18 protein-coding genes and 1 tRNA gene are annotated in these 20,452 nt (G+C 63.8%); 8 read left to right on the forward strand and 11 right to left on the reverse strand.

Going from position 1 to position 20,452, the window contains the following annotated elements; all coding sequences use genetic code 11:
- Positions 1–11 precede the first annotated feature (11 nt).
- Positions 12–1,238, forward strand: coding sequence for an MFS transporter (locus VNN77_01735; protein ID HXG50113.1), 1,227 nt, complete (start codon positions 12–14; stop codon positions 1,236–1,238).
- Positions 1,239–1,401: 163 nt separating this feature from the next.
- On the opposite strand, the gene chrA is transcribed toward VNN77_01735, so the two are convergent.
- The gene (gene chrA / locus VNN77_01740; GenBank protein ID HXG50114.1) at positions 1,402–2,637 is read right to left on the reverse strand and encodes a chromate efflux transporter; all 1,236 of its coding nucleotides are present in this window, start codon (positions 2,635–2,637) and stop codon (positions 1,402–1,404) included.
- Between the two features lie 192 nt (positions 2,638–2,829).
- On the opposite strand from chrA, the gene VNN77_01745 reads away from it, so the two are divergent.
- A complete protein-coding gene (locus VNN77_01745; protein HXG50115.1) occupies positions 2,830–3,819 on the forward strand; it encodes a molybdopterin-binding protein in 990 nt (329 codons plus the stop codon).
- A 14-nt stretch (positions 3,820–3,833) separates the two neighbouring features.
- Positions 3,834–4,484: an isochorismatase family cysteine hydrolase gene (locus VNN77_01750; GenBank protein HXG50116.1), complete on the forward strand. Its 651-nt coding sequence runs from the start codon at positions 3,834–3,836 to the stop codon at positions 4,482–4,484.
- A gap of 24 nt (positions 4,485–4,508) precedes the next feature.
- Here VNN77_01750 and VNN77_01755 read toward each other — a convergent pair whose 3' ends face one another.
- The 3 genes from VNN77_01755 to VNN77_01765 form a co-directional block, all read right to left on the reverse strand.
- Positions 4,509–5,537 (reverse strand): 2-oxoacid:ferredoxin oxidoreductase subunit beta, encoded by a 1,029-nt coding sequence (locus VNN77_01755; protein ID HXG50117.1) that lies wholly within the window; start codon positions 5,535–5,537, stop codon positions 4,509–4,511.
- Between the two features lie 30 nt (positions 5,538–5,567).
- The gene (locus tag VNN77_01760) at positions 5,568–7,385 is read right to left on the reverse strand and encodes a 2-oxoacid:acceptor oxidoreductase subunit alpha (GenBank protein HXG50118.1); all 1,818 of its coding nucleotides are present in this window, start codon (positions 7,383–7,385) and stop codon (positions 5,568–5,570) included.
- A 77-nt stretch (positions 7,386–7,462) separates the two neighbouring features.
- Positions 7,463–8,320: a CBS domain-containing protein gene (locus VNN77_01765; GenBank protein ID HXG50119.1), complete on the reverse strand. Its 858-nt coding sequence runs from the start codon at positions 8,318–8,320 to the stop codon at positions 7,463–7,465.
- A 171-nt stretch (positions 8,321–8,491) separates the two neighbouring features.
- Between VNN77_01765 and clpS the strand changes: the two genes are divergently transcribed.
- Genes clpS through VNN77_01780 form a run of 3 tightly spaced genes read left to right on the forward strand, consistent with a single transcriptional unit; the run spans position 8,492 to position 12,398 of the window.
- The gene (gene clpS, locus VNN77_01770; GenBank protein HXG50120.1) at positions 8,492–8,806 is read left to right on the forward strand and encodes an ATP-dependent Clp protease adapter ClpS; all 315 of its coding nucleotides are present in this window, start codon (positions 8,492–8,494) and stop codon (positions 8,804–8,806) included.
- A gap of 1 nt (position 8,807) precedes the next feature.
- Positions 8,808–11,060 carry an ATP-dependent Clp protease ATP-binding subunit ClpA gene (gene clpA / locus VNN77_01775; GenBank protein ID HXG50121.1) on the forward strand — a complete coding sequence of 751 codons (2,253 nt, stop codon included), beginning with the start codon at positions 8,808–8,810 and terminating at the stop codon, positions 11,058–11,060.
- 39 nt (positions 11,061–11,099) lie between these two features.
- Positions 11,100–12,398 (forward strand): M48 family metallopeptidase, encoded by a 1,299-nt coding sequence (locus tag VNN77_01780; protein ID HXG50122.1) that lies wholly within the window; start codon positions 11,100–11,102, stop codon positions 12,396–12,398.
- Positions 12,399–12,416: 18 nt separating this feature from the next.
- Here VNN77_01780 and VNN77_01785 read toward each other — a convergent pair whose 3' ends face one another.
- Positions 12,417–13,700, reverse strand: coding sequence for a hypothetical protein (locus VNN77_01785; GenBank protein ID HXG50123.1), 1,284 nt, complete (start codon positions 13,698–13,700; stop codon positions 12,417–12,419).
- Positions 13,701–14,271: 571 nt separating this feature from the next.
- On the opposite strand from VNN77_01785, the gene VNN77_01790 reads away from it, so the two are divergent.
- The gene (locus tag VNN77_01790; protein HXG50124.1) at positions 14,272–14,724 is read left to right on the forward strand and encodes an AAA family ATPase; all 453 of its coding nucleotides are present in this window, start codon (positions 14,272–14,274) and stop codon (positions 14,722–14,724) included.
- On the opposite strand, the gene VNN77_01795 is transcribed toward VNN77_01790, so the two are convergent.
- Together VNN77_01795 and VNN77_01800 are read right to left on the reverse strand one after the other, a co-directional pair.
- The gene (locus VNN77_01795; GenBank protein ID HXG50125.1) at positions 14,670–15,521 is read right to left on the reverse strand and encodes an ATP-dependent Clp protease proteolytic subunit; all 852 of its coding nucleotides are present in this window, start codon (positions 15,519–15,521) and stop codon (positions 14,670–14,672) included. The genes VNN77_01790 and VNN77_01795 overlap by 55 nt on opposite strands.
- Before the next feature lie 179 nt (positions 15,522–15,700).
- Complete coding sequence (locus VNN77_01800) at positions 15,701–16,369, reverse strand: MarC family protein (GenBank protein HXG50126.1); 669 nt, start codon at positions 16,367–16,369, stop codon at positions 15,701–15,703.
- A 444-nt stretch (positions 16,370–16,813) separates the two neighbouring features.
- Between VNN77_01800 and VNN77_01805 the strand changes: the two genes are divergently transcribed.
- A complete protein-coding gene (locus VNN77_01805) occupies positions 16,814–17,026 on the forward strand; it encodes an SPW repeat protein (protein ID HXG50127.1) in 213 nt (70 codons plus the stop codon).
- A 117-nt stretch (positions 17,027–17,143) separates the two neighbouring features.
- On the opposite strand, the gene VNN77_01810 is transcribed toward VNN77_01805, so the two are convergent.
- From VNN77_01810 to VNN77_01825, 4 genes are all read right to left on the reverse strand, one after another.
- On the reverse strand, positions 17,144–18,763 hold the full coding sequence (locus VNN77_01810) for a caspase family protein (GenBank protein ID HXG50128.1): 1,620 nt from the start codon (positions 18,761–18,763) through the stop codon (positions 17,144–17,146).
- A gap of 25 nt (positions 18,764–18,788) precedes the next feature.
- Positions 18,789–19,439, reverse strand: a complete 651-nt coding sequence (locus VNN77_01815; protein ID HXG50129.1) for a hypothetical protein — start codon at positions 19,437–19,439, stop codon at positions 18,789–18,791.
- Between the two features lie 198 nt (positions 19,440–19,637).
- Positions 19,638–20,066 carry a hypothetical protein gene (locus VNN77_01820; GenBank protein HXG50130.1) on the reverse strand — a complete coding sequence of 143 codons (429 nt, stop codon included), beginning with the start codon at positions 20,064–20,066 and terminating at the stop codon, positions 19,638–19,640.
- A gap of 270 nt (positions 20,067–20,336) precedes the next feature.
- Positions 20,337–20,413: transfer RNA gene (locus tag VNN77_01825), tRNA-Pro, on the reverse strand.
- Between the last annotated feature and the right edge of the window lie 39 nt (positions 20,414–20,452).

Here is a 20,452-nt window from a genome sequence, read left to right on the forward strand (position 1 = left end):
GCTCCCTCCTCGTGAGCTTTCCGGTCTCGCGCGACGGCTGGTTGTTGCTGGCGACCTGCGCGGTGCGGTCGTTCGCCTACGGCTTTCTCTCCGTCGTCCTCGGTCTTCATCTCGACGCTCTCGGCTTGAGCGCGACCGCAATCGGGTGGATCTTTGCGGCGGCTCTCGGGGGAGGCGCGGCGATGACGATTGCGGTTAGCGCCGTGGCGGACCGATGGGGGCGAAGGGCGTTCCTGGTCGTGGGAGCTCTCCTGATGTCGCTGGCAGGCTGGATTTTCGCGACCAACGATGATCCGTTGCTGCTGGCCGCCGCCGCGGTCTTCGGCACCGTCAGCCCTTCGGGCAAGGAGGTCGGGCCGTTCCTTTCGATCGAACAGGCGATTCTCCCGCAAACGACCCGCGACGAGCACCGCACCGCCGTCTTTGCCGCATACAATCTCGTGGGCTCACTGGCGGGCGCGGCGGGGGCGCTGGCGGTGGGGTTGCCAGCGTGGTTTTCTCCGGAAGCCGCGTCGGGCTACGGCTTTCTCGTCCGATGCTACGCCGCGTCGGGGCTCGTGCTCGCTTTCTTGTTCGCGCTGCTTTCCCCTGAGGCCGAGGCTCAACGACGAAGTGTCGCGGCGCACGGGGCCGGCCTGAAGCGATCCCGCGGGATCGTGGCCAAGCTCGCCGGTTTATTTGCGCTCGATGCGTTCGCGGGCGGCTTCGTCGTCCAGAGCATCGTCGCCTACTGGTTCCACCTCCGCTACCAGGCCGACCTGAACGCCCTCGGCGGGATCTTCTTCGGCACCAACTTCCTTGCCGCGCTTTCCTTTCTCGCGGCTCCGCCGTTCGCGCGCCGCTTCGGCCTGCTCAACACGATGGTCTTCACGCATTTGCCGTCCAACGTTCTCCTCGCGGCCGTGGCGTTCATGCCGACCTTCGAATCCGCGGCGGCCGTTCTTTTGGCCCGCCACCTGCTCTCGCAGATGGACGTGCCGACGCGCCAGTCGTACACTATGGCCGTCGTCGATCCAACCGAGCGCGCGGCGTCCGCGGGGGTGCTTTCGGTCGCCCGCAACGCCGGCGCGGCGGCGGCGCCGCTGTTCACCGGGGCGATGCTTTCCAATCCCGCCTTGGGGTTGCCTTTTCTTCTGGCGGGTGGATTGAAGATCGTCTACGATCTCTGGATCCTTGCGGCCTTCAGGGGTATCAAGCCGCCGGAAGAGAGGGCGGACGGTAAAGGGAGCCCCGGCTGACTCCGCGTGCCACCGGATCCCGGGTTCCGGAGCTCCGAATGAGCCGGCGTTGGCAAGACGCCGGGCATCTTGAGCACCAAAACTTTGAGATTTACCGTTCGCGCGTCTTCCTGCTCCCGGGTTGCCGTGGCTTCGACGGCTCGACCGTAAGATCGGGATGAACTCAGCGGAAAGCCAGCGCCCGTCCTGCCGCGGCCGCCGACACGACGACCAGCCAGGGGGGAGCCTTCCATAACGAGAGCAGGCCGAAGGCCACCAGACCGAGCCCGAAGTCTGCCGGGGTATGGATCGCGCTCGTCCATACCGGGGTATACAGCGCCGCCAGCAGCAGTCCGACCACGGCGGCGTTGATGCCTTTCAAGGCCGACTGGAAGAGCGGTACCGAACGAAGCAGGTCCCAGAAAGGGAGCGCGCCCGCGACCAGCAAAAACGAAGGGAGAAAAATCGCCAGAAGGGCGAGCGCCGCCCCCGCCCAGCCGTTTGGCTCAGGGCCCATGACGGCCCCCAGGTAAGCCGAGAAAGTGAAAAGCGGTCCCGGCACCGCTTGCGCGGCTCCGTAACCCGCCACGAATTGTTCATCGGTCACCCACCCCGGACCGACGACCTCTGCCTGCAGGAGAGGCAGAACGACATGGCCGCCGCCGAAAACGAGAGAGCCCGCGCGGAAAAAGCTGTCGAAGACCTCCAGGGCGTGGCCGGGAACGGCTCGCCGGACGAATGGTAAGCCCAGGAGAAGCGCAAAGAAGACGACCCACGCAGCCAGCGCCGTCCTTTTACCGATCGGAAAGCGCATCGGCGACGGCGGGGCCACGGCGGTTTCAGGAAACATGGCCGAGCCAGCTACCCCTGCAACGGCCATGGACAGGACCTGCCCGGCGGCGCCCGGCCACGTGAGCGCAACGATCGCCGCGAGAACCGCGATCGTTGCGCGCTCCCGGTCGGGACACAGCGAGCGGGCCATTCCCCAGACCGCCTGAGCGACCACCGCCACGGCGACGATCTTCAAGCCATGCAACCAGCCGGAGTCGGTCTCCTGAGCCAATGCGGCGACACCGTAAGCGAAGGCGGTGAGCGCGAGCGCCGACGGCAGCGTGAAACCGAGCCAGGCGGCGATCCCTCCGAGCAGGCGCGCGCGGGCGATTCCGATGGCGATTCCCACCTGGCTGCTCGCCGGCCCCGGAAGGAACTGGCAGAGCGCCACGAGATCCCCATAGCTCCGGTCGTCGATCCATTGTCTCCGCCTCACGTATTCCTCGTGGAAGTAACCGAGATGGGCAACGGGTCCGCCGAACGAAGTGAGCCCGAGCCGGAGCGCGACCCAGAAAACCTCGACGACCGAGCCTCGCCCCGCAGCCGGCACCTCGCCGGCGGGAATGGCTTCAGCAACATCGTCCGTCATGGGGTCCTGCGCCGCTTCCTGTTCGTGAGTTCGTAACCGGTCGGTGTCTACGTGCCGAGCCCTTAGTAAGGGGTTCGCTCCGTCCGTGTCAAGCGGCCGCAGAGCGAGCGGCCCGGACGGCCGCAGGCGACGGCTCGTTGCGGTGGCGCGACCGCTTCGTTTTTGCTACACGGTATTTCAAGGGATACGGCAATGCTGAAGGTCATACCTGTGGAAGAGGCGGTCGGGTTGCCGCTGGCACACGATATCACGGAGATCGTGCCGGGGGGGCACAAAGGACCGGTGTTTCGCCGCGGCCACATCGTCCGCAAGGAAGACATCGCCAAGCTCCTCGACGTGGGAAAACGCCACCTCTACGTCATGGAGCTCGAGAAGGACGAGCTTCACGAAGAGGACGCCGCCCGCCGGTTAGCCAGTGCCGCCGCAGGGCCCAACCTGAAGCTTACCGAGCCGAGCGAGGGGCGCGTCAATCTCGTTGCCGCAATCGACGGCCTGCTCAAGGTCGACGCGGAGCTGTTGTTTCGATTCAATGCGCTCGGCGACCTCATCCTGGCGACGCTCCGCGGTGATCGTCATGTGAAGCAGGGCACCGTGGTGGCGGGCACCCGGACGATCCCGGTCGTCGTGAAGGAGGAGCTGGTTCGCAAGGCCGAGGCGCTGTGCGCGGAAAAGCCCATCGTGGCGCTCCTGCCCATGCCGCGCCGGCGTGTCCATTTGATCGTTACCGGCAGCGAGGTTTTCTCCGGCCGGATCAAAGACGGTTTCGGGCCCGTGGTGACCGACAAGGTCGGCGAGCTGGGCTCGCGCGTCGAATCCATAAAGCTTGCTCCCGACGATCCCGAGGTGATCGCCGGTCACATCAAGGAAGCGAAGGCAGCCGGCGCCGACGTGATTCTCGTCAGCGGCGGCATGTCGGTCGACCCGGACGACCGGACCCCCGAGGGGATCCGCCTGAGCGGGGCCAGGGTCGAGGTGCACGGCTTCCCGGTGCTTCCCGGCTCGATGTTCCTGATGGCCTATCTCGACGAAACTCCGGTGCTCGGACTCTCGGGCTGCGTGCTTCACGACCGGGTCACGGCGTTCGACATCCTCCTGCCGCGCCTGCTGGCGGGAGAGAAGATCACCCGCGCCGATATCCTGGCGATGGGCCACGGCGGGTTGCAGCAAAAACACGATCATTAGAAACGAGGTGAGCCATGGAGATTCTCCGCACCCTGAAGGAACGCTGCGACCCGAGGCTCGCCGCGCTCCTGGTGGTCGACGTCCAGAACGATTTCGTCAGTCCGGAGGGGAGCGCGGCGAAGCGCGGCGAAGACGTCACGGCCGCACTCGCCATGGTGCCGAGGCTGATCCGCCTGATCGATGAGGCGCGCCGGGTGGGATTGACGGTCGTCTACATCCGGACCACGCACAGCGAGTGGACGGACACGCCGTCGTGGGTCTACCGCAGCTCCCAGAGAAGCGGGCTCAACACGTGCCGCGAGGGCACCTGGGGGGCAGAGTTCTACGACGGGATCGCGCCCCGCCCGAGCGAGCGGGTGGTCATCAAGCACCGTTACAGCGCCTTCATCAACACCGACCTGAACACGGTTCTCAGGGCGCGTGGCATCGAGAGCGTCCTCGTGACCGGGGTGGCCACCAACGTCTGCGTTGAGACGACTGCCCGCGACGCCTACATGTACGACTATTACGTGACGCTGATCGAGGACTGCTCCGCGGCCTACGACCCGAAGCTCCACCTGGCGACGCTGGAAAACATCCGGCGCCACTTCGGGCTGGTCGCCTCGTCGGAGGAGATCGCCGCGGCCTGGCGGGAGCTGCCGGCGCGGGAGGCGCGGGGCTTTTGACGCGACGGAGCTTTCGCTGCGCCGCTATTTCATGAAGCTGGCGTTGATCTCGTCGAGCTGCTCGGCCGTGGGCTGAAGATCCTCCTGGCCGAGCTCCGCCAGCGGCGTGTCGCAGAGGTCGAGCTCGGTGGCGAAGTCGATTCGATTCGGGTTGTAGTAGATCAGCCCGGTCAGGAATTTTCCTTCCGCAACCGCCGCATGGACGGCGGTGATCGCCTGCCCCTTGTCGGTCGGGTCGTAGTCCTTGCTCAGCTTGTGAAGGACGATCCGCGAGCCGTCGTGCAGCCTCACCTCGTGGTCGGTACCCTCCTCGTAGTCCGCTTCGATGTTCTCGTACGGCGGGATGAAGTCGACGTCGTGGATCGGATCGAGATGGCCCTTGACGTATTTCAGGCTCTTGGTCGAGCCCTCGTGATTGTTGAAGGTCACGCAGGGGCTGATGACGTCGAGAATCGCGCTTCCCCTGTGCGCCAGCGCTCCCTGGATCAGGGGGGCGAGCTGCTTGCGGTCGCCCGAGAAGCTGCGGGCCACGTAGGTCGCGCCCAGGGTGATCGCCAGCTCGGCCAGATCGATCGCCGGGATGTCGTTGACCTTGCCGCCTTTCATCACCGAGCCGATGTCGGCCGTGGCCGAGAACTGTCCCTTGGTGAGCCCGTAGACGCCGTTGTTCTCGACGATATAGGTGATGTTCACGTTGCGCCGCATCATGTGGCAGAAATTGCCCAGGCCGATGGCCGCGGTGTCGCCGTCGCCGGAGATGCCGATCGGCAGAAGCTTGTGGTTGGCCAGGTTGGCGCCGGTGGCGACGGCCGACATCCGGCCGTGCACCGCGTTGAACCCGAAGGACTGGCCCAAAAAGTAAGCCGGAGTCTTCGACGAGCAGCCGATGCCGCTCAGCTTGATGACCTTGCGCGGATCGATGCTGCTCTCGAAAAATGCGCGCATCACCGAGGCCGAGATCGCGTCGTGGCCGCAGCCGCGGCACATCGTGGACGGGGCGCCCTCGTAGTCCTTTTCCGTGAGATTGATACGGTTGCGTTTGACGTCTGTCATGATCCGTCCTCTGTTTCTGAGTTGTCGCCCCTAAGCGGCCGCGGATTCCCGGGCCTCGAGAATCTGCCGCACCAGCTCGCCCGCCGTCACCGGCAGCCCGTTGTAGACCAGCACGGAGATGATCTTTGCGCCGAGCCCCGGGTATTCATCCTTGATGATCGCCGCCATTTGCGCGTCCCGGTTCTGCTCCACCAGGTACACGACGTCGTGCTCGGCGAGGAATTCCGGCACTTCGCTGGTGAGCGGCAACGCCCTGAGCAGCAGGTGGTTGGTCTTCAACCCGCGGGCCTTCAGGCGGTCGCGCGCCTCGCGCACCGGCTCGTAGCTCGAGCCGTAGCAGATCACGCCGGTCCGGACTCCTTTTTCCTTCTCGATGATCGGCTTGGGAACATACTTCCTGGCGGTTTCGAACTTTCTGCGCAGCCGGTCGAGGATATACTTGTAGTCGTGCTCGTCCTCTGAGTACCTGGCGTCCGCGTCGTGGCCGGAGCCGCGCGTGAAGTACGGCGCCATCGGATGCGGATTGCCGGGCACGGTCCGGTACGGAATGCCGTCGCCGTCCTGATCGAAGTAGCGCCGGAACTTCTTGCCCGCCTTTACCCACTCCTCGAGCTGCTGCGCGTTCAGCCGCTTGCCCCAATCGAAGGGCTCCTTTTGCAGCTTGAGCGGCTCGGAGGACCAGAGGTTCATCCCGAGATCGAGATCGAGCGCCACGAACACCGGCGTCTGGAAACGGTCGGCCAAATCGAAGCTGCGCCGCGCCAGATCGAAGCACGAATTCATGTCATGGGGCAGCAGGATGATGTGCCTGGTGTCGCCGTGGGACGCCCCGTACATGAGCGAGATGTCCGCCTGCTGCGTGCGGGTGGGCAGCCCCGTCGATGGCCCCCCGCGCTGGACGATGAAGAAGACGCCGGGAATCTCGGCGTAGTAAGCCAGGCCGATCATCTCGTTCATCAACGAGAGCCCCGGACCCGACGTGGAGGTCATCGCCCGGGCGCCGGCCCAGCCGGCCCCCACCACCATGCCCGCGGCGGCGATTTCGTCTTCCGCCTGGACGATCGCATAGGCGCGTTTGCCGTCCCTCTTTTTTCGCAGCCTGGGCAGATAGTGCTCGAGCGCCTCGGCGAGCGAGCTGGAAGGCGTGATCGGATACCAGGAGATCACGGAGGCGCCGCCGAAGATCGCACCGAGCGCGCACGCTGTGTTGCCGTCGGTGATGATCTTTCCCTTGTTCCCGTTCGGAATCACCTGCAGGCGGGCGATGTTCTGGGTCGCACCTTTTTCCTTGAGATATTGATAGCCGGCATCGATGCAGGCGAGGTTGGACTCGATGACCGCGGGCTTGTTGCCGAAGGTGTCCTGCAACACCGCCTTGATGACATCCATGTCGATACCGAAGAGGTAGGCCAGGGCGCCGACATAGATCATGTTGCGCTGCTTGGCGCGCAGCGGCGAGGCGGGGACGAGCTTGGCCACGAGCTTGTTGGCCGGAACCCCGATGTACTGGACTCCTTCGCGCTTGAGGTGAGCGGGCAGCGGGGCGGAGTCGTCGAACAGGATCAGGCCGCCGTCGCGCACGCGGTAGATGTCCTTCGCCGCGGTGGCGTCGTTGAACATGACCATGACGTCGATCACGTCCTTGCGGCTCAGGTAGCCTTCGGCGGAGGCGCGAATCTGGTACCAGGTGGGAAGCCCCTGGATGTTGGACGGGAACATGTTCTTCGAGGAGCAAGGGATTCCCATCTTGAAGATGGCCTTGAACAGAATGTTGTTCGAGGACGCACTGCCCGATCCGTTCTCGGTGGCGACGCAGATATTCAGGTCATTGATTGACGGTGTCTCCAAGACGGAACCTCCTTCAGCTTATGGGGGAACTTTTTGATTTTAACACAGGAGCACCAAATCACAACCGCCGAGGGAGCCTAGCCCGGGGTGTACTGGTCCTCGGAATCGAAGTATTCCTGGACCTCCTTCCAGGCCTGACGCACGCGCTCGTCGATGTCGAACGCGCTCGCGTACTGTAGGACCTCGGGCATCGCGACGATCCCGGCGAGCTTTCCGTCCGGTCCGGTCACCGGCATGTTGCGGATGTCGCGCCGGTACATCTCGGCCAGGACGTCCCGGACCAGCGCCGAGCTCTCCATGGTGATCAACGGGGCGGTCATGACCGCCCGAACGGCGGTCTTCGCGGTATCGAGGCCCGGCGCCGCCACGCGCTTGAGAACGTCCCGCTCCGTGAAAATCCCGGCCGGCTCGCCGGCTGACGTGACCACGACGGCTCCGTGGCCCTCCTGCGCCATCCGCTCGATGACGTCGTGCACGGAAACGGATTCGTCGACGGTCGGCGCGCCGGGCGCCATGATGCTGCCTACGGTTTTCGGGTCGCTCATGCCCTGCCCCAGCTCGACCGCGAGTCCCAGAATCCGCCGCATCGACACGATGCCCACGATCTTCCCCCGCCGGCCGCGAACCAGGAGATGGCGGTATTTGCCCTTGTACATCCTGCCGAAGGCGTCGACGATCCGGGTCTCCTCCTTGACAGCCTGGAGCGGCTTGGTCATCACCTCACGCACCTGAACGACCGCCGGGTCCAGCTTGTCGACCACCCGCCGCAGCACGTCCTTTTCGGTGAAAATCCCCACCGGGACTTCACCGTCGGTAATCACGATCCGGCCCACGTCCTCGGCGACCATCTTCGCCAGAACCGCGGAGACCGTCCAGTCAGCCTCCGCCGTGGTAATGTTTCCGGTCATGATCTCGCGGACCTTGTTGGTAAGCATCGCGCACCTCCTGAAAAGGCGCTCGGCCCATGGAGTCCTGCACCTCCAGTATAGCATTCTTGCGCGCCGGACTTGCAAGCCGCCCCGGCCTGCTGAGGGTCCCCGGCAGGATTGCCTGAGAACGCAGATGTTGTTAAATTTAGACCACCTCCCAGGGAGGTCGGAGCCGCCATGAGCCGGAGGGAAACCGAATTCGAGCAAGGGCTGGTCACCGAGACCAAGAAGAAGCTCAAGAGGCCGCCGCTCTACAAGGTTCTGCTTCACAACGACGACTACACCACCAAGGAGTTCGTGGTCCGGATTCTCCAGTACGTGTTTCACAAGGAACACACCGAGGCGGTCCAGATCATGCTGCACGTCCACAGGAAAGGGATCGGCGTGGCTGGCGTCTACACGTATGAAGTGGCCGAGACCAAGGTCAATCTGGTCGAAAGTCTGGCGCGCCAGGCCGAGTATCCGCTGAAGTGCACGATGGAAGAGGCCTAGGATGATCAGCAAGGAGCTCGAAGGCACACTGCATGAAGCCTTCCGGGAAGCCAAGCGGCGGCGCCACGAGTACGTCTGCCTGGAGCACCTGCTGTACGCGTTGCTGCGGGACAAGGACGCCAGCAGCGCTATCGTCAACTGCGGGGGCGATCTCGCGCGCCTTCGCAAGGCGCTCGAGGAGTTCTTCGACACGCAGCTTCAGGTCGTTCCCGAGGGGTGGAAGCAGGAGCCGCAGCAAACGATCGGCTTCCACCGCGTGCTGCAGCGGGCGGTCATTCACGCGCAGTCGGCCGAAAAAAAGGAGATTCACGGCGGAAACGTTCTGATCGCGATGTTCCGGGAGCCCGACTCCTACGCGGTTTACCTCCTGGAGGAGCAGGGAATCACGCGATTCGATCTGGTCAATTACGTCTCCCACGGCATCGCCAAGGTCGGCTCGGCCGAAGAATCCGGCTCCGAGGGCCAGGAGGCCGCCGCCGAGGAGGAGCGCCCGGCACAGCGGCTCAAGCCTCTGCAGGCCTACACGATCAATCTCGTCGAGAAAGCCAGGCAGGGCTTGATCGACCCGCTGGTCGGACGCGAGACGGAGATCGAGCGCACGATCCACGTGCTCTGCCGGCGCCGCAAGAACAACCCGATCTTCGTCGGCGATCCCGGCGTGGGAAAGACCGCGATCGCCGAGGGGCTGGCCCTGAAGATTCAACGGGGCGAGGTGCCCGAGGCGCTCAAGAACGCGGTGATCTACTCGCTCGACATGGGGGCACTGCTGGCGGGAACCAAGTTCCGGGGCGATTTCGAGGCGCGGCTCAAGGGAGTGTTGGCCGGGCTGAAGAAAAATCCCAACTCCATCCTTTTCATCGACGAGATCCACACGATCGTCGGGGCGGGGGCGACCAGCGGCGGCTCGATGGACGCCTCCAATATCCTGAAGCCGGCGCTGGCTTCCGGTGAGCTCAAGTGCATCGGATCGACCACCTATCACGACTACAAGAGCTACTTCGAGAGGGACCGGGCGCTCGCCCGCCGTTTCCAGAAAATCGAGATCGCCGAGCCGACCGTCGAGGAAAGCTACAAGATTCTCCAGGGTCTGAAGGCCCACTACGAGAAGCACCACGGCGTGCGCTACTCGGCCGCCGCGATGCGCGCCGCCGTCGAGCTCTCGGCCAAGCACATCAACGACCGCCGGTTGCCGGACAAGGCGATCGACGTCATCGACGAGGTCGGGGCCGCGGTGAAGCTGCAGCCGCCGGAGAAGCGCAAGAAGGTGATCGGTCCGAAGGACATCGAGAAGGTCGTGGCGACCATGGCCAAGATCCCGCCCCGCAGCGTGTCGATCTCGGACAAGGAGCGGCTGCAGAACCTCGAGCGGGACCTCAAGCTGACCGTTTTCGGGCAGGACGCCGCCATCGAGACGCTCGCCTCCGCCATCCGGCTGTCACGCTCCGGCCTGGGTCATCCGGAGAAGCCGATCGGCTGTTTCCTGTTCTCGGGGCCGACCGGCGTCGGCAAGACCGAGGTGGCCAAGCAACTCGCCCAGATCATGGGGATCGAGTTCCTCCGGTTCGACATGAGCGAGTACATGGAAAAGCACACGGTTTCCCGCCTCATCGGCGCCCCTCCGGGCTACGTGGGTTTCGACCAGGGCGGGTTGCTCACCGACGCGGTCAACCGCAATCCGCACGCGGTGCTGCTGCTCGACGAGATCGAAAAGGCGCACCCGGACCTGTTCAACATCCTGCTGCAGGTCATGGACCACGCCACGCTCACGGACAACAACGGCAAGAAGGCGGACTTCCGCAACATCATTCTCATCATGACCACGAACGCGGGCGCGCGCGAGATGAGCGGAGCGCCGCTCGGTTTCGGGGCGAAGTCGAACGCCGGCAAAGGCAAGGAAGCGATCGAAAGAATGTTCAGCCCCGAATTCCGCAACCGCCTGGACGCCATGATCGTTTTCAACTCGCTCAGCATGGACATCATCGAGCGGGTGGTCGACAAGTTCATCATGGAGCTGGACCGTCAGCTGAACGAGAAGAAGGTCTTCCTCCAGATCACCCCGAAGGCGCGCCGATGGCTCGCCGAGCGCGGCTACGATCCGGCTTTCGGCGCGCGGCCCATGGCGCGGCTGATCCAGAACGAGATCAAGCGCGTCCTGGCCGACGAGATCCTCTTCGGCCGGCTGCAGAGCGGCGGAAAGGTCGAGGTGGACGAGACCGAAGGGAAGCTCACCTTCGCCTACGACTCCGCCGCCTGAGCTCTGCCCCCTCCCTTTTCAGTCTTCTCGATCGGCGCGATGGAACATTGGGTGGTCGGGCTGTTTCTTGTCTTTTTCACTCTCGAGCTGGCCGTCGAGGGGGTGCTCAACGAGCTGAACCTGCGCTACATCCGTGAGCGCTGCGGCCCGGAGGGAATTCCCGACGACTTTCGCGGCCGGCTTTCGCCCGAAGAGTACCGCCGGTCGGTGGATTACGCGCTCGCCAGAGGGCGTTTTCAGCGGTGGGCGGAAATCTACGGCGGGGCGGTGCTGCTCGCGGTGCTGTTCGGGGGCATTCTCCCGCGGGTGGAGGAGCTCGCCCGGACGCTCGCCGGACGCTGGAACCCTGCGTGGCAGGGGCCCGGAGTTCTATTTTGCTTCGCCGTCGCGCTGATCCTCGTCTTCGCCGGTTTACCCACCGATCTCTACGCGACCTTTGGCATCGAAGCGCGGTTCGGATTCAACAAGACCACACCGGGGCTTTACCTGGCGGACAAGGCCAAGGGGCTCCTGCTGGGGATCGTTCTCGGCTTGCCTTTCCTGTGGGTCGTGCTCACGCTCATGGAGATCGCCGGACGTTTCTGGTGGCTCTGGGCGTTCGCTTTCATTCTCGGCTTTCAGCTGCTGATGATCGTGGTCTATCCGACGTTGATCGCCCCCTTGTTCAACCGGTTCGAGCCGCTGGAGGAAGGGGAGCTGCGCGATCGGATTGAAGCGCTCGCCGCGCGGGTGGGATTCAAAACCGGCGGGATCTACTCGATGGACGGGTCGAAGCGCTCGGCGCATTCCAACGCTTACTTCACCGGGATCGGACGGGCCAAACGCATCGTTCTTTTCGACACGTTGATCGCTCAGATGCCGGTCGATCAGACGCTGGCGGTCCTGGCTCATGAGATGGGACATTACAAGATGAAGCACGTCCGGCGGATGCTGGTGCTGGAAGGAGCGCTGCTCTTCGCCGGGCTCTACGTTCTCAGCCTGTTGCTCGACTACGCGCCCTTTTACGCGGCCTTCGGTCTCGCGCCGTCGAATCATGCGGCACTGGTGCTTTTCAGCCTGGTTTCGGGGCCGGCCGTTTTTTATCTGGGCCCGTTGCTCAATTATCTATCGCGCCGGCACGAGTATGAGGCGGACCGGTTCGCCGCCCTGGCGCTCGGCGACGGACGTGCGATGGAAGAAGCGCTGGTCAACCTGACGGTGAAAAACCTCGCCAACCTGACGCCTCACCCCTGGTATTCCGCCTATCATTACTCGCATCCCACACCCGTGGAGCGGATCCGCGCGATTCGCGGGTGGGATACCCTCCGGCGCGGGGCGACTGCTCCGCTCTCCGCCTAGCGCCGCCGGCTCTGAGCCTCAGCCCGAGGCGCCTCCGGTGATCTGGTTGGCGGTATCCAGCCAGTCGAGCTCCACCGTCACGCCCAGGAAGAAGCGCCGAAACGTGTCGTCCACCAGCCGGCGGGCCTGCCTGCCCCGGGAGACCCCGAGCGCGGCGAGCGCCGACTCGTAATCGTCGATGCCGAGCGGGTCCGCGCCCGGGCGATCGAGATCCGCGAGCAGCTTGTCGAGCGCCTTGTCGAGGATCTCCATGCCGCCCCGGCTCCGTATGTAGCCGCATGCCGCCGCAAGCCCCAGGAGGAAGGGGTCCCCGTTGGTCACGAGAAAGCGGCGGTCGGGGTTCGCCGCGTAGACCTCGGCGACGCGGCGATGGATTTCAAGCGTGGTCCGTTTCAGCAGCCGCACGATGTCGGCGATATCGCCGATGTTGTCCAGGTAGGGCTGGTTTTCGTCGAGGAAACGCTCGGTCTCGAAGGCGGTCGTCACGTGCGGGTTGTGGGTGATGAACGCCTGCGTCGCAAGCACGATGTCCGATGCGAGGAACCGATCCGCGGGACGGCGCTCGCCGGGCATCCGGCCGAGGTCCTCCCAGATGGGAATGCCTTCGCTTTTCAGGTGCTCGATCAAGGGCTTTTTCATGATCTCGAGCTGCACCCGCAGGCTCATGCGCCGCTGGCTGGAGTTGAACGTCACCATGTAGTGCAGTAGCCCGGCCAGGCTGATCCCGTAGAAGATCTCGTAGCGGACCGTTCTTTGGAGGAGGGTCTCGGTGGCGGCTTCCGGCTCGCCCAGCCGCTTGACGGATTCGGCGAAGAAATTCCAGTCCTCCTCCCGGACGAGCCCCTCGGCGACCAGCTCTTCGCGGCGCCAGGCCAGCAGGACCGCGATGAGAAAGCAGTGGAGCCTCTGGAGGCCGTCGATGATGGAGAACCGGAGGTCGCCGTCGGACAAGGAGCAGGGCCCCCCGGACCAGGTGAGCGCGGCGATCTTGCTCTCGGGCATGACTGCGCCGTCGATAAAGTCGCGGATGAGGCGCCGGTAAATGGGATCGGTCGTGTGGTCGAAAGGCGAGCGCTGGAAAAAATTGTCTTCGACCGACAACCGCTGGATGTAAGCCCCGAGCGGTTCCCGGACGTGGCCGATCCTGCCTTTGGTCTTCGGGTCTTCGATTTCGGTACCGATGACGGCGATCGGACCGGGCGGAGAGGATACCGCGGTAAAGCCGGCGCCGCGGAGCCGTCCGACCAGGTTGACCACCGCTTCGTGCAGGCGGCGGGTGCGCTCTCGTTTCGTCGGCCTCACCGCGCCCTTCCGCGGTCGAAGTGCTTTTAGCTCGCGGCGGAGGGTTTGTGCGGCGGGCGGCGCTCCTGACGCCCGGGATCCTCGGGCGACGAATCCATTTCCTTTGACGTTCGAGTCGTCTGTCATGTCTCTCCCTTCTCTCAGCAACTGCGGAGCCGAGGGATGATCCGGCGTACGGTTGGGAAAGAAAAGGCCAGGCGAACAAGGGGGGCCGCGGGTGGAACGCGAGAAACTGCCGGTTTCGAACCTGTTCGGTTGACCTTTCGAGCGAGACGGAACCGCTTCGGGCTCTCTGTTCATCGACTCCTGTAAGGAATCGCTCGACAACCCATGCGAAAAAGAACGCGGGACTAAGGTGAACGCCGAGAAGTACCGGTGGGAAAACGAGAGGATCGAGCAGGTGAACAATCGCTGGCCGCCCCGGCCGATTCACCTCGGGCGTTAATATACAATCGAAATCCCCAGGAAACAACCAAAAAATGAGACGGCCGCCCGGCGCCAGGCGGGTACAAGATCGCGGTTTCGTCGAAGTACCGATCGACACACACTCGGCGATGTCCGGCCGTGGGTGATGCCGATCGGCCAGGAGCACCTGAGCGATCAGCTGAAGCAGCGCCACGTCGCCGCCGTGCTCGTCGACGAAGCGCAAAACCTGAGCGGCGAAGCCCTGGAAGGGCCGAGGTTGCTATCGAATCTCGAGACCGATCAGGAGAAGCGGGTCGAGATCGTCCTGACGGGGCAGTTCGACCTCGAAACGAGGCCGGACCAGCCGGACCCGCAGCAGCTCAGGCGGCGGATCGCCCTTCGGTGCCGCCTCGTCTCTCTCGGGAGGCGGGAATCGGGTGCCTGCGTCGATTTTCGGCTTCGAACCGCCGCCTATGAGGGGGCTTTTCCGCGCGAACGCAGTACGCGCGGTCCGGCCCGGCGCGATTCCGCCAGAAATATCAGCGAGTCGCGGCCATTTCCGATTTACCTCCCGATGAAGTGCTCAGAAGCTTGCCTTTGCCGTTCGGCGGGCGCATAGCGGCGGATCGGCAGATATTCCACCGAGGGTGTATGCCGTACGGGTTGCGGGAAAAGGCTCATGAGCTTCATGATGTCTCCAGGCATCTCGGCCGTGACCGCAAGCCCCAACGATCTGGCCCGCTCGTAGGTCAGGGGATAGTCGTGGGTCCATGTGCCCTCCGAAAGAAGTCGAGCCAGCTCATCGGTTTTGCTGTCGGGAAACTTGTCTTTCAGCAGCTCCCTTACCGCGTCGTAGAGCTGAGCCACCGCTTTCTCCGCCTGATCTGCCAGGATGATTGTTTCGTCCTCCAGTTCTTCCATCGGTTTCTTCGACGCCGCTTTGAGAATCGAAGCTGCGGGATAGTGGCCCAATTGAGGATCGACCGGGCCGAGCACCGCGTGCTCGCACATGACGATTTCGTCCGCCGCTAATGCGATCAGTGTCCCGCCGGACATTGCATAGTGCGGCACGAAGGCCGTCACCTTGCCGGGGTGTCTCTTGATCGCCATGGCGATCTGGAGTGACGCCAGAACCAGGCCGCCGGGAGTATGGAGAATAATGTCCAGCGGAACGTCGGGATCGGTCATGTGAATCGCGCGAATGACTTCTTCGGAGTCGTTCACGTCGATATAACGAAAAAAAGGGAACCCGAGGAAGCTCATGGTTTCCTGGCGGTGCACCAGCAGGATCACGCGCGAGCCGCGCTCGCGCTCGATCCTCCACATCAATCGCCGCCGGGAGTATTCCAGGAGCCGGCGCGTGATAATCGGTTGAAGCGCCGAGAGCATGAACAACGTCCAGAAAATTTCACTCATCTTCTGCCCTCCAGAGTTCGTGAGTCATCCCGGTGAGCCCGGCGTCTCCCGTGCCCCCGGCGGCGGACTCCAGTCGCCGCATGCACCGGTGACGCGCCGGCGCGGGTTACAGTAAAAAACGTCTGGAACCGGCTCGGGCATCATGCGCTCACAGGAGAACATCCAGCCGGAATCGAAAGTCACGCTCCTCGTGCCAGGCCGGGCCACGCATCGTTGATTCCGTTGAGCACGAATTGAATCGCCACCGCCGCGAGGATCAGCCCCATGAGCCGCGTCAGTATGCGCACCCCGCTTTCACCGAGAAAGCGTTGGATCTGCGCTCCCGCGATCAGTACGTAAAAGGACGCAGACGACGTGACAACGATCGCCGCAAAAACGGGGATCGTCTGCCACCAGAGCTTCGATTGTCCCATGAGAACGATGACGGTGGAAATCGCGGCCGGGCCGGCCAGCATCGGGACGCCCAGCGGAATGATACCGAAATCTTCTTTGCGGCTTCCCTCGGCACGCTCTTCCGCCACCTCGCGCGTCTCGGATCGCTGCGCGTGCATCATCTCCATCGCGATCTGAAACAGAATGAGACCGCCGGCGATCTTGAAGGCCGCCAAGGTAAACCCGAACAGCTTGAAGACGAGAGTTCCGGCCGAGGCAAAAAGCGTCAGCACCGCAAAGCAGGTCCATGCGGCATGGCGCGCGATTCGCCGCGCGCGGGCGCGGTCCCCTCTAGCGCCCATCGCCAGAAATGCCGGGATGGAGCCGAAAGGGTCGACGGTAAAGAAGACCGAGCTCAGTGATACGAGTAGGAATGGAAAAAATTCTTGAAAAGCGCCGGGGACGAAGCGTTCCACGCCGCAGTTTTATGCCAGTCGGACCTTCGCGCGCAAGTCGCCCGTGGCTTCTGTGCTTCTCGGGGCGATCCCGCAAACCTTCCCCCTTCGCGGTCGGCGGTGACGCTGCGGCTGCCGGCGAAGCTGGGCGCAGGCGCCGCCCTCTGAGGGTCGGCTCGGTTTGTCCCGGAGAGGGGGAGACCGTTAAGGAAGGGGGGAGTCGCCGCGACGACGGCAGGCGACTGTTTCTTGACAGTCGGCCTGGGATGGTTAGATTTTGTCGCGGAAAATCCTTGTCAGCGGGTCTCCCCGGAAGCGATCCCGAGGCCGGGGACAGTTCTGCCCTGGAGAGTTGCCTGACGATCCGGGCTGGAAGGAAAGCCAGCAAAGATCCGGTGCTGGCACCGCATCAAGGGAGGGAGGCGGCAAGAGCCGAGCGAGCAAAAAGGAAGGAGGTGAAGGCGTATGACGAGCTTTTACTGGTTCGCATTCCACTTCGTCCTTGGACTCTGGCTGATTGCTGCTCCCTACGCGCTGGGCTTTACGGACACGCTCCTGCCCTATGCGAATTCGGTCGCGGTGGGGGCCGTCGTGGTACTGAGCTCGGGGCTTGCCATGTACCTGAATCGGGAACAGGCGACGCGGCAGGCCCGACACGAAGCCAAGAAAGCAGCTTAGGCATCTCGCAGTCAGCTCCCGCCGTTTCTGCCCTGCCGCCTTTCCTCCCCTGATCCGCCCGGTTCCGCGTTCTAAAAATAGGTCTCTTCATGAGCGGGAGAACGAGACCGGCGGCGATCAGGTCTGTTTGAACGCGACGAGCTCGTAGCGTTCAGCGACCGGCGGATTGGGAGAGCGGGCCGGCGGCGTGCGGATCAGTTCCTGCGCGACGAATCGGCGCACCCTTTCGGGGGCGTACCAGGCGGTTCGCTGCACCGAAGCCGGTCCCACGCTCGAGACGGCGACGCCGCGGCCTTCGACCCGGAAGCAATCGAAGGTGCCGGCCGGAACCGTAACGGTTTCCCTTCCCGCGATTCGGTACTCCATATCCGTCGTCAGCCGCACGTGCCGCGGCAAATTCGGAGGGAACGTCTGGAATCGCGTGGACCACTTCCTGCCGACGTAGAACTCGACAGGGACATTCTGGTTGTCGGTGTAGCGGTAGCCGTCGGCGGACTTTTTGGGGTTGCCCATCAGATCCAGGACGACCTCCCCGTGGCCGATGATCACCTCGTTGTCCTTTACCGCCGTCACCACGCCGGCGATCGTGCGGATTTCTTTTTGAGCCGCGAGGTCGATCAGCCGGTACGAGTAGAAATCGCCAACCTTGTAATTGGTGTCGGCACGGATGAAACCGTGGCTGAAAAGATTTCCGGCCTGGGAGGCGACGTCGATGCGTTTTTCACCCTGCCCGGCGAGAACGGCGTCGAGTCTGAGTTGCGCCAGCTCCGAGAACTCGCCGCTGGGATAGCGCTGCAGATACGTTTCGAGCGGAGCGGGCTCCTTCGCGTCCTTGACCTTCTCCCAGAGAGCAAGCTCTTCCTGGAACTGCCTTTCCTTTTCCTCCTCGGATAGCTTCTTCAGATGCGCCGGCGGCAGAAAATAGAAATCCTCCTCCAGCGAGGTGCTCTCCCACGGAATCTGGGCGCCGTTGGTCCTGCGCCGCACGGCGAGCCGCACTCGTTTGAACACGTCTTCCACCTTGGCCTCGGGGACCTTCATCTCGCGCAACAGGTATTCGGTATAGAGCCCATGCTCGCCGGTGCCGTCGCTGGCGACGTTGCCCGGACTGGTCGCGTACGCCAGAAGGGTGCTCGGCGGCGCATCCATCTGCGAGAGGCCCTTTTGATCGACTCCCTTGAGGCTGCCGAAGGGATTGTCCCGGCAAGCGTCGAGGATGATCACGTTCATCGCGTTGTTCGTGCGCTTGATCCCTTCCAACAAGCTGTTCACGTCGACGGCCTGTTTCTGAATGTCGGCGGCGGTCTCGATCGCGGCGTCCACGGGCACCATATAGTTGCGCCACGCGAGCTGCACTCCGTGGCCGGCATAGTAAAACAGGCCCACGGTTTTTCGCTTCGCGAGCTGCTGCACGTAAGCCCGGGCAAGGTCCTCCATTTCCGCTCGCCGGGCGTCGAGTCTCATCGTTACGGCGAAACCCATCGCCTTGAGCGCCGCGGCCATGGCGCGGGCGTCGTTCGCGGGGTTTTTGAGCGGAGCATCCTTGTACCCCCCGTTGCCGAAAACGAGCGCGACTTTCGGCAAAGCGAGCAGGGTCGATTGCGCCGCGCACCAGCGCGGCAGCAAGAGCTGCATGCCGGCGGCCAGGCCCGCCTTGAGCAGGAGCCTGCGGCGATAATCCGGGGCGGCTGTCGCCCCGCACCGCTCCATCATCTCTTCGATTTCGCCTTTCGGCATCGCGACGGGTGCTCGGTCAAGAACGCTACCCGAGATCCCCGATGAGCGCCTTGATGCCAGCGTAGAGAGAGGCCAGGCCCGTCCCGACCGGCGTCACGGTGGAGACGAATTTTTGGATGCGGCCTGCAAGGCGCAGCACTCCGAGCTCGCCGTCCCTGTCGGTGGTGAAAAGCTCGGCCAGGAGCACGGCGAGCCGGTCCGGCTCCGCCCCCGCACGCAGCCGCCGGTGTCGCAGCTTGCCGAGGAGCAATCCCGTGACAAACGCCAGGCCGATGCTCGCGGCGTATTCAACGACTTCGCGAACGTCGCGCACGCTCTGTGGCAAGACGGGAACGTTATCGAGATATCCGGTAGTGACGAGCATGAGCCAGACTGCCAGGGCGGCCATGGTGAAGCCGCAGGCCGCGGACAGGCCGAACCGTCCCGGATGGCGCGCGGCCAGCGCGAAACCGAAGGGCACCGGGATCAGCATCGACGCGACGCGGAGATAAAGCGGCGACGCGTCGTAGACGAAGAGCAACAGGATGTGCGCAGCGATGAGAAGCGCCAGCGTAAGACCGAGAGCGCGGAACAGGCTTGTCCGGTAGGTCGTCGCCTCTCCGGAGATGGGGGCGTAGGGCGCCGTCTCGAGACCCGGCGAGCCGCCAGCCTGGCCGGCGGAGAGCGCGGCTTTCAACTCTTGAAATTCGCGTTCGAGAGCGGAAAGACGAGGTTCATGGCTACTTGCCGCGGCCTGTTCCGCAAGCCGTGATTCGAGCTGAGCAATGCGTTGCAGAATGGGTTTGAACAGGTAAAAGTCACGAGCGCACTGCGGGCAGACGATGGCCGCCTGCGGCACCTCCGATGCGCAATAGGGGCAATTCATTCGACGGGTTTATTTGACCGACAGGTTGATGACGAGGCTTCCCTGCCTGCCCTCGATGTCCCGCACGGTGATCCGGATCGGGTGCTCGCCCCCTGGGGCGGTCACCGAGGCGAGGTCGATTCCCTCGGGACGGATCGCCGACTTGAGGCGGCGGGTGAGATCCACCGGCGGATTTTTCAGATAGGTGACCTGAACGCTGTCCGGGTCGATCTTCGACCCCCCGCGAGGCTCGAAGACGACTCGCAGCGCAAAGGCGCCGCCGCCAACGCTTTCCGGCGACACCAGCTTGACAGCAGGTCCTCGCGTAATGGCCCGCGACGGCGCCTGCGGCGCCGCGGGCAGCTTCGCTTCTTTCTCGGTGATCAACTGTATCGGCTGAGCTCCCGCACTGCCTTCGATGAAAACCAGCGCGACGGTCAACAGGATGCGCGCGATCATGGTGAGTTTTCTCGTCTCCCCCTTCTTTCCTTGAGCGAACGACAAATCACGGAATTTCCCTCGTGGGCCGGTTGGCGCGTATTAAAACCGATTGTGGCTAGGTCGTCAAATACATCCTTCCGGCCCGAGGTTCTTGCGGGCAAGGAAACGGTCATACCAGGTCCGGGATGGACAAACTCGTCGTTCACACGCTGCGGCAAGACCGCGGCGAGGCCACACAACCCGCAGCACGCCGCAACGATTGGGCGATTTACGGGATGGCCGAGGAAATGGTCGGGGCGAGTGGATTTGAACCACCGACCTCACGGTCCCGAACCGTGCGCTCTACCAAGCTGAGCCACGCCCCGACGCGGACAAACTAACAACAGACCCGGAGAAAAACAACA

This window comes from Candidatus Zixiibacteriota bacterium, from assembly GCA_035574315.1.
Taxonomy (GTDB): domain Bacteria; phylum Desulfobacterota; class Binatia; order UBA9968; family UBA9968; genus DATLYW01.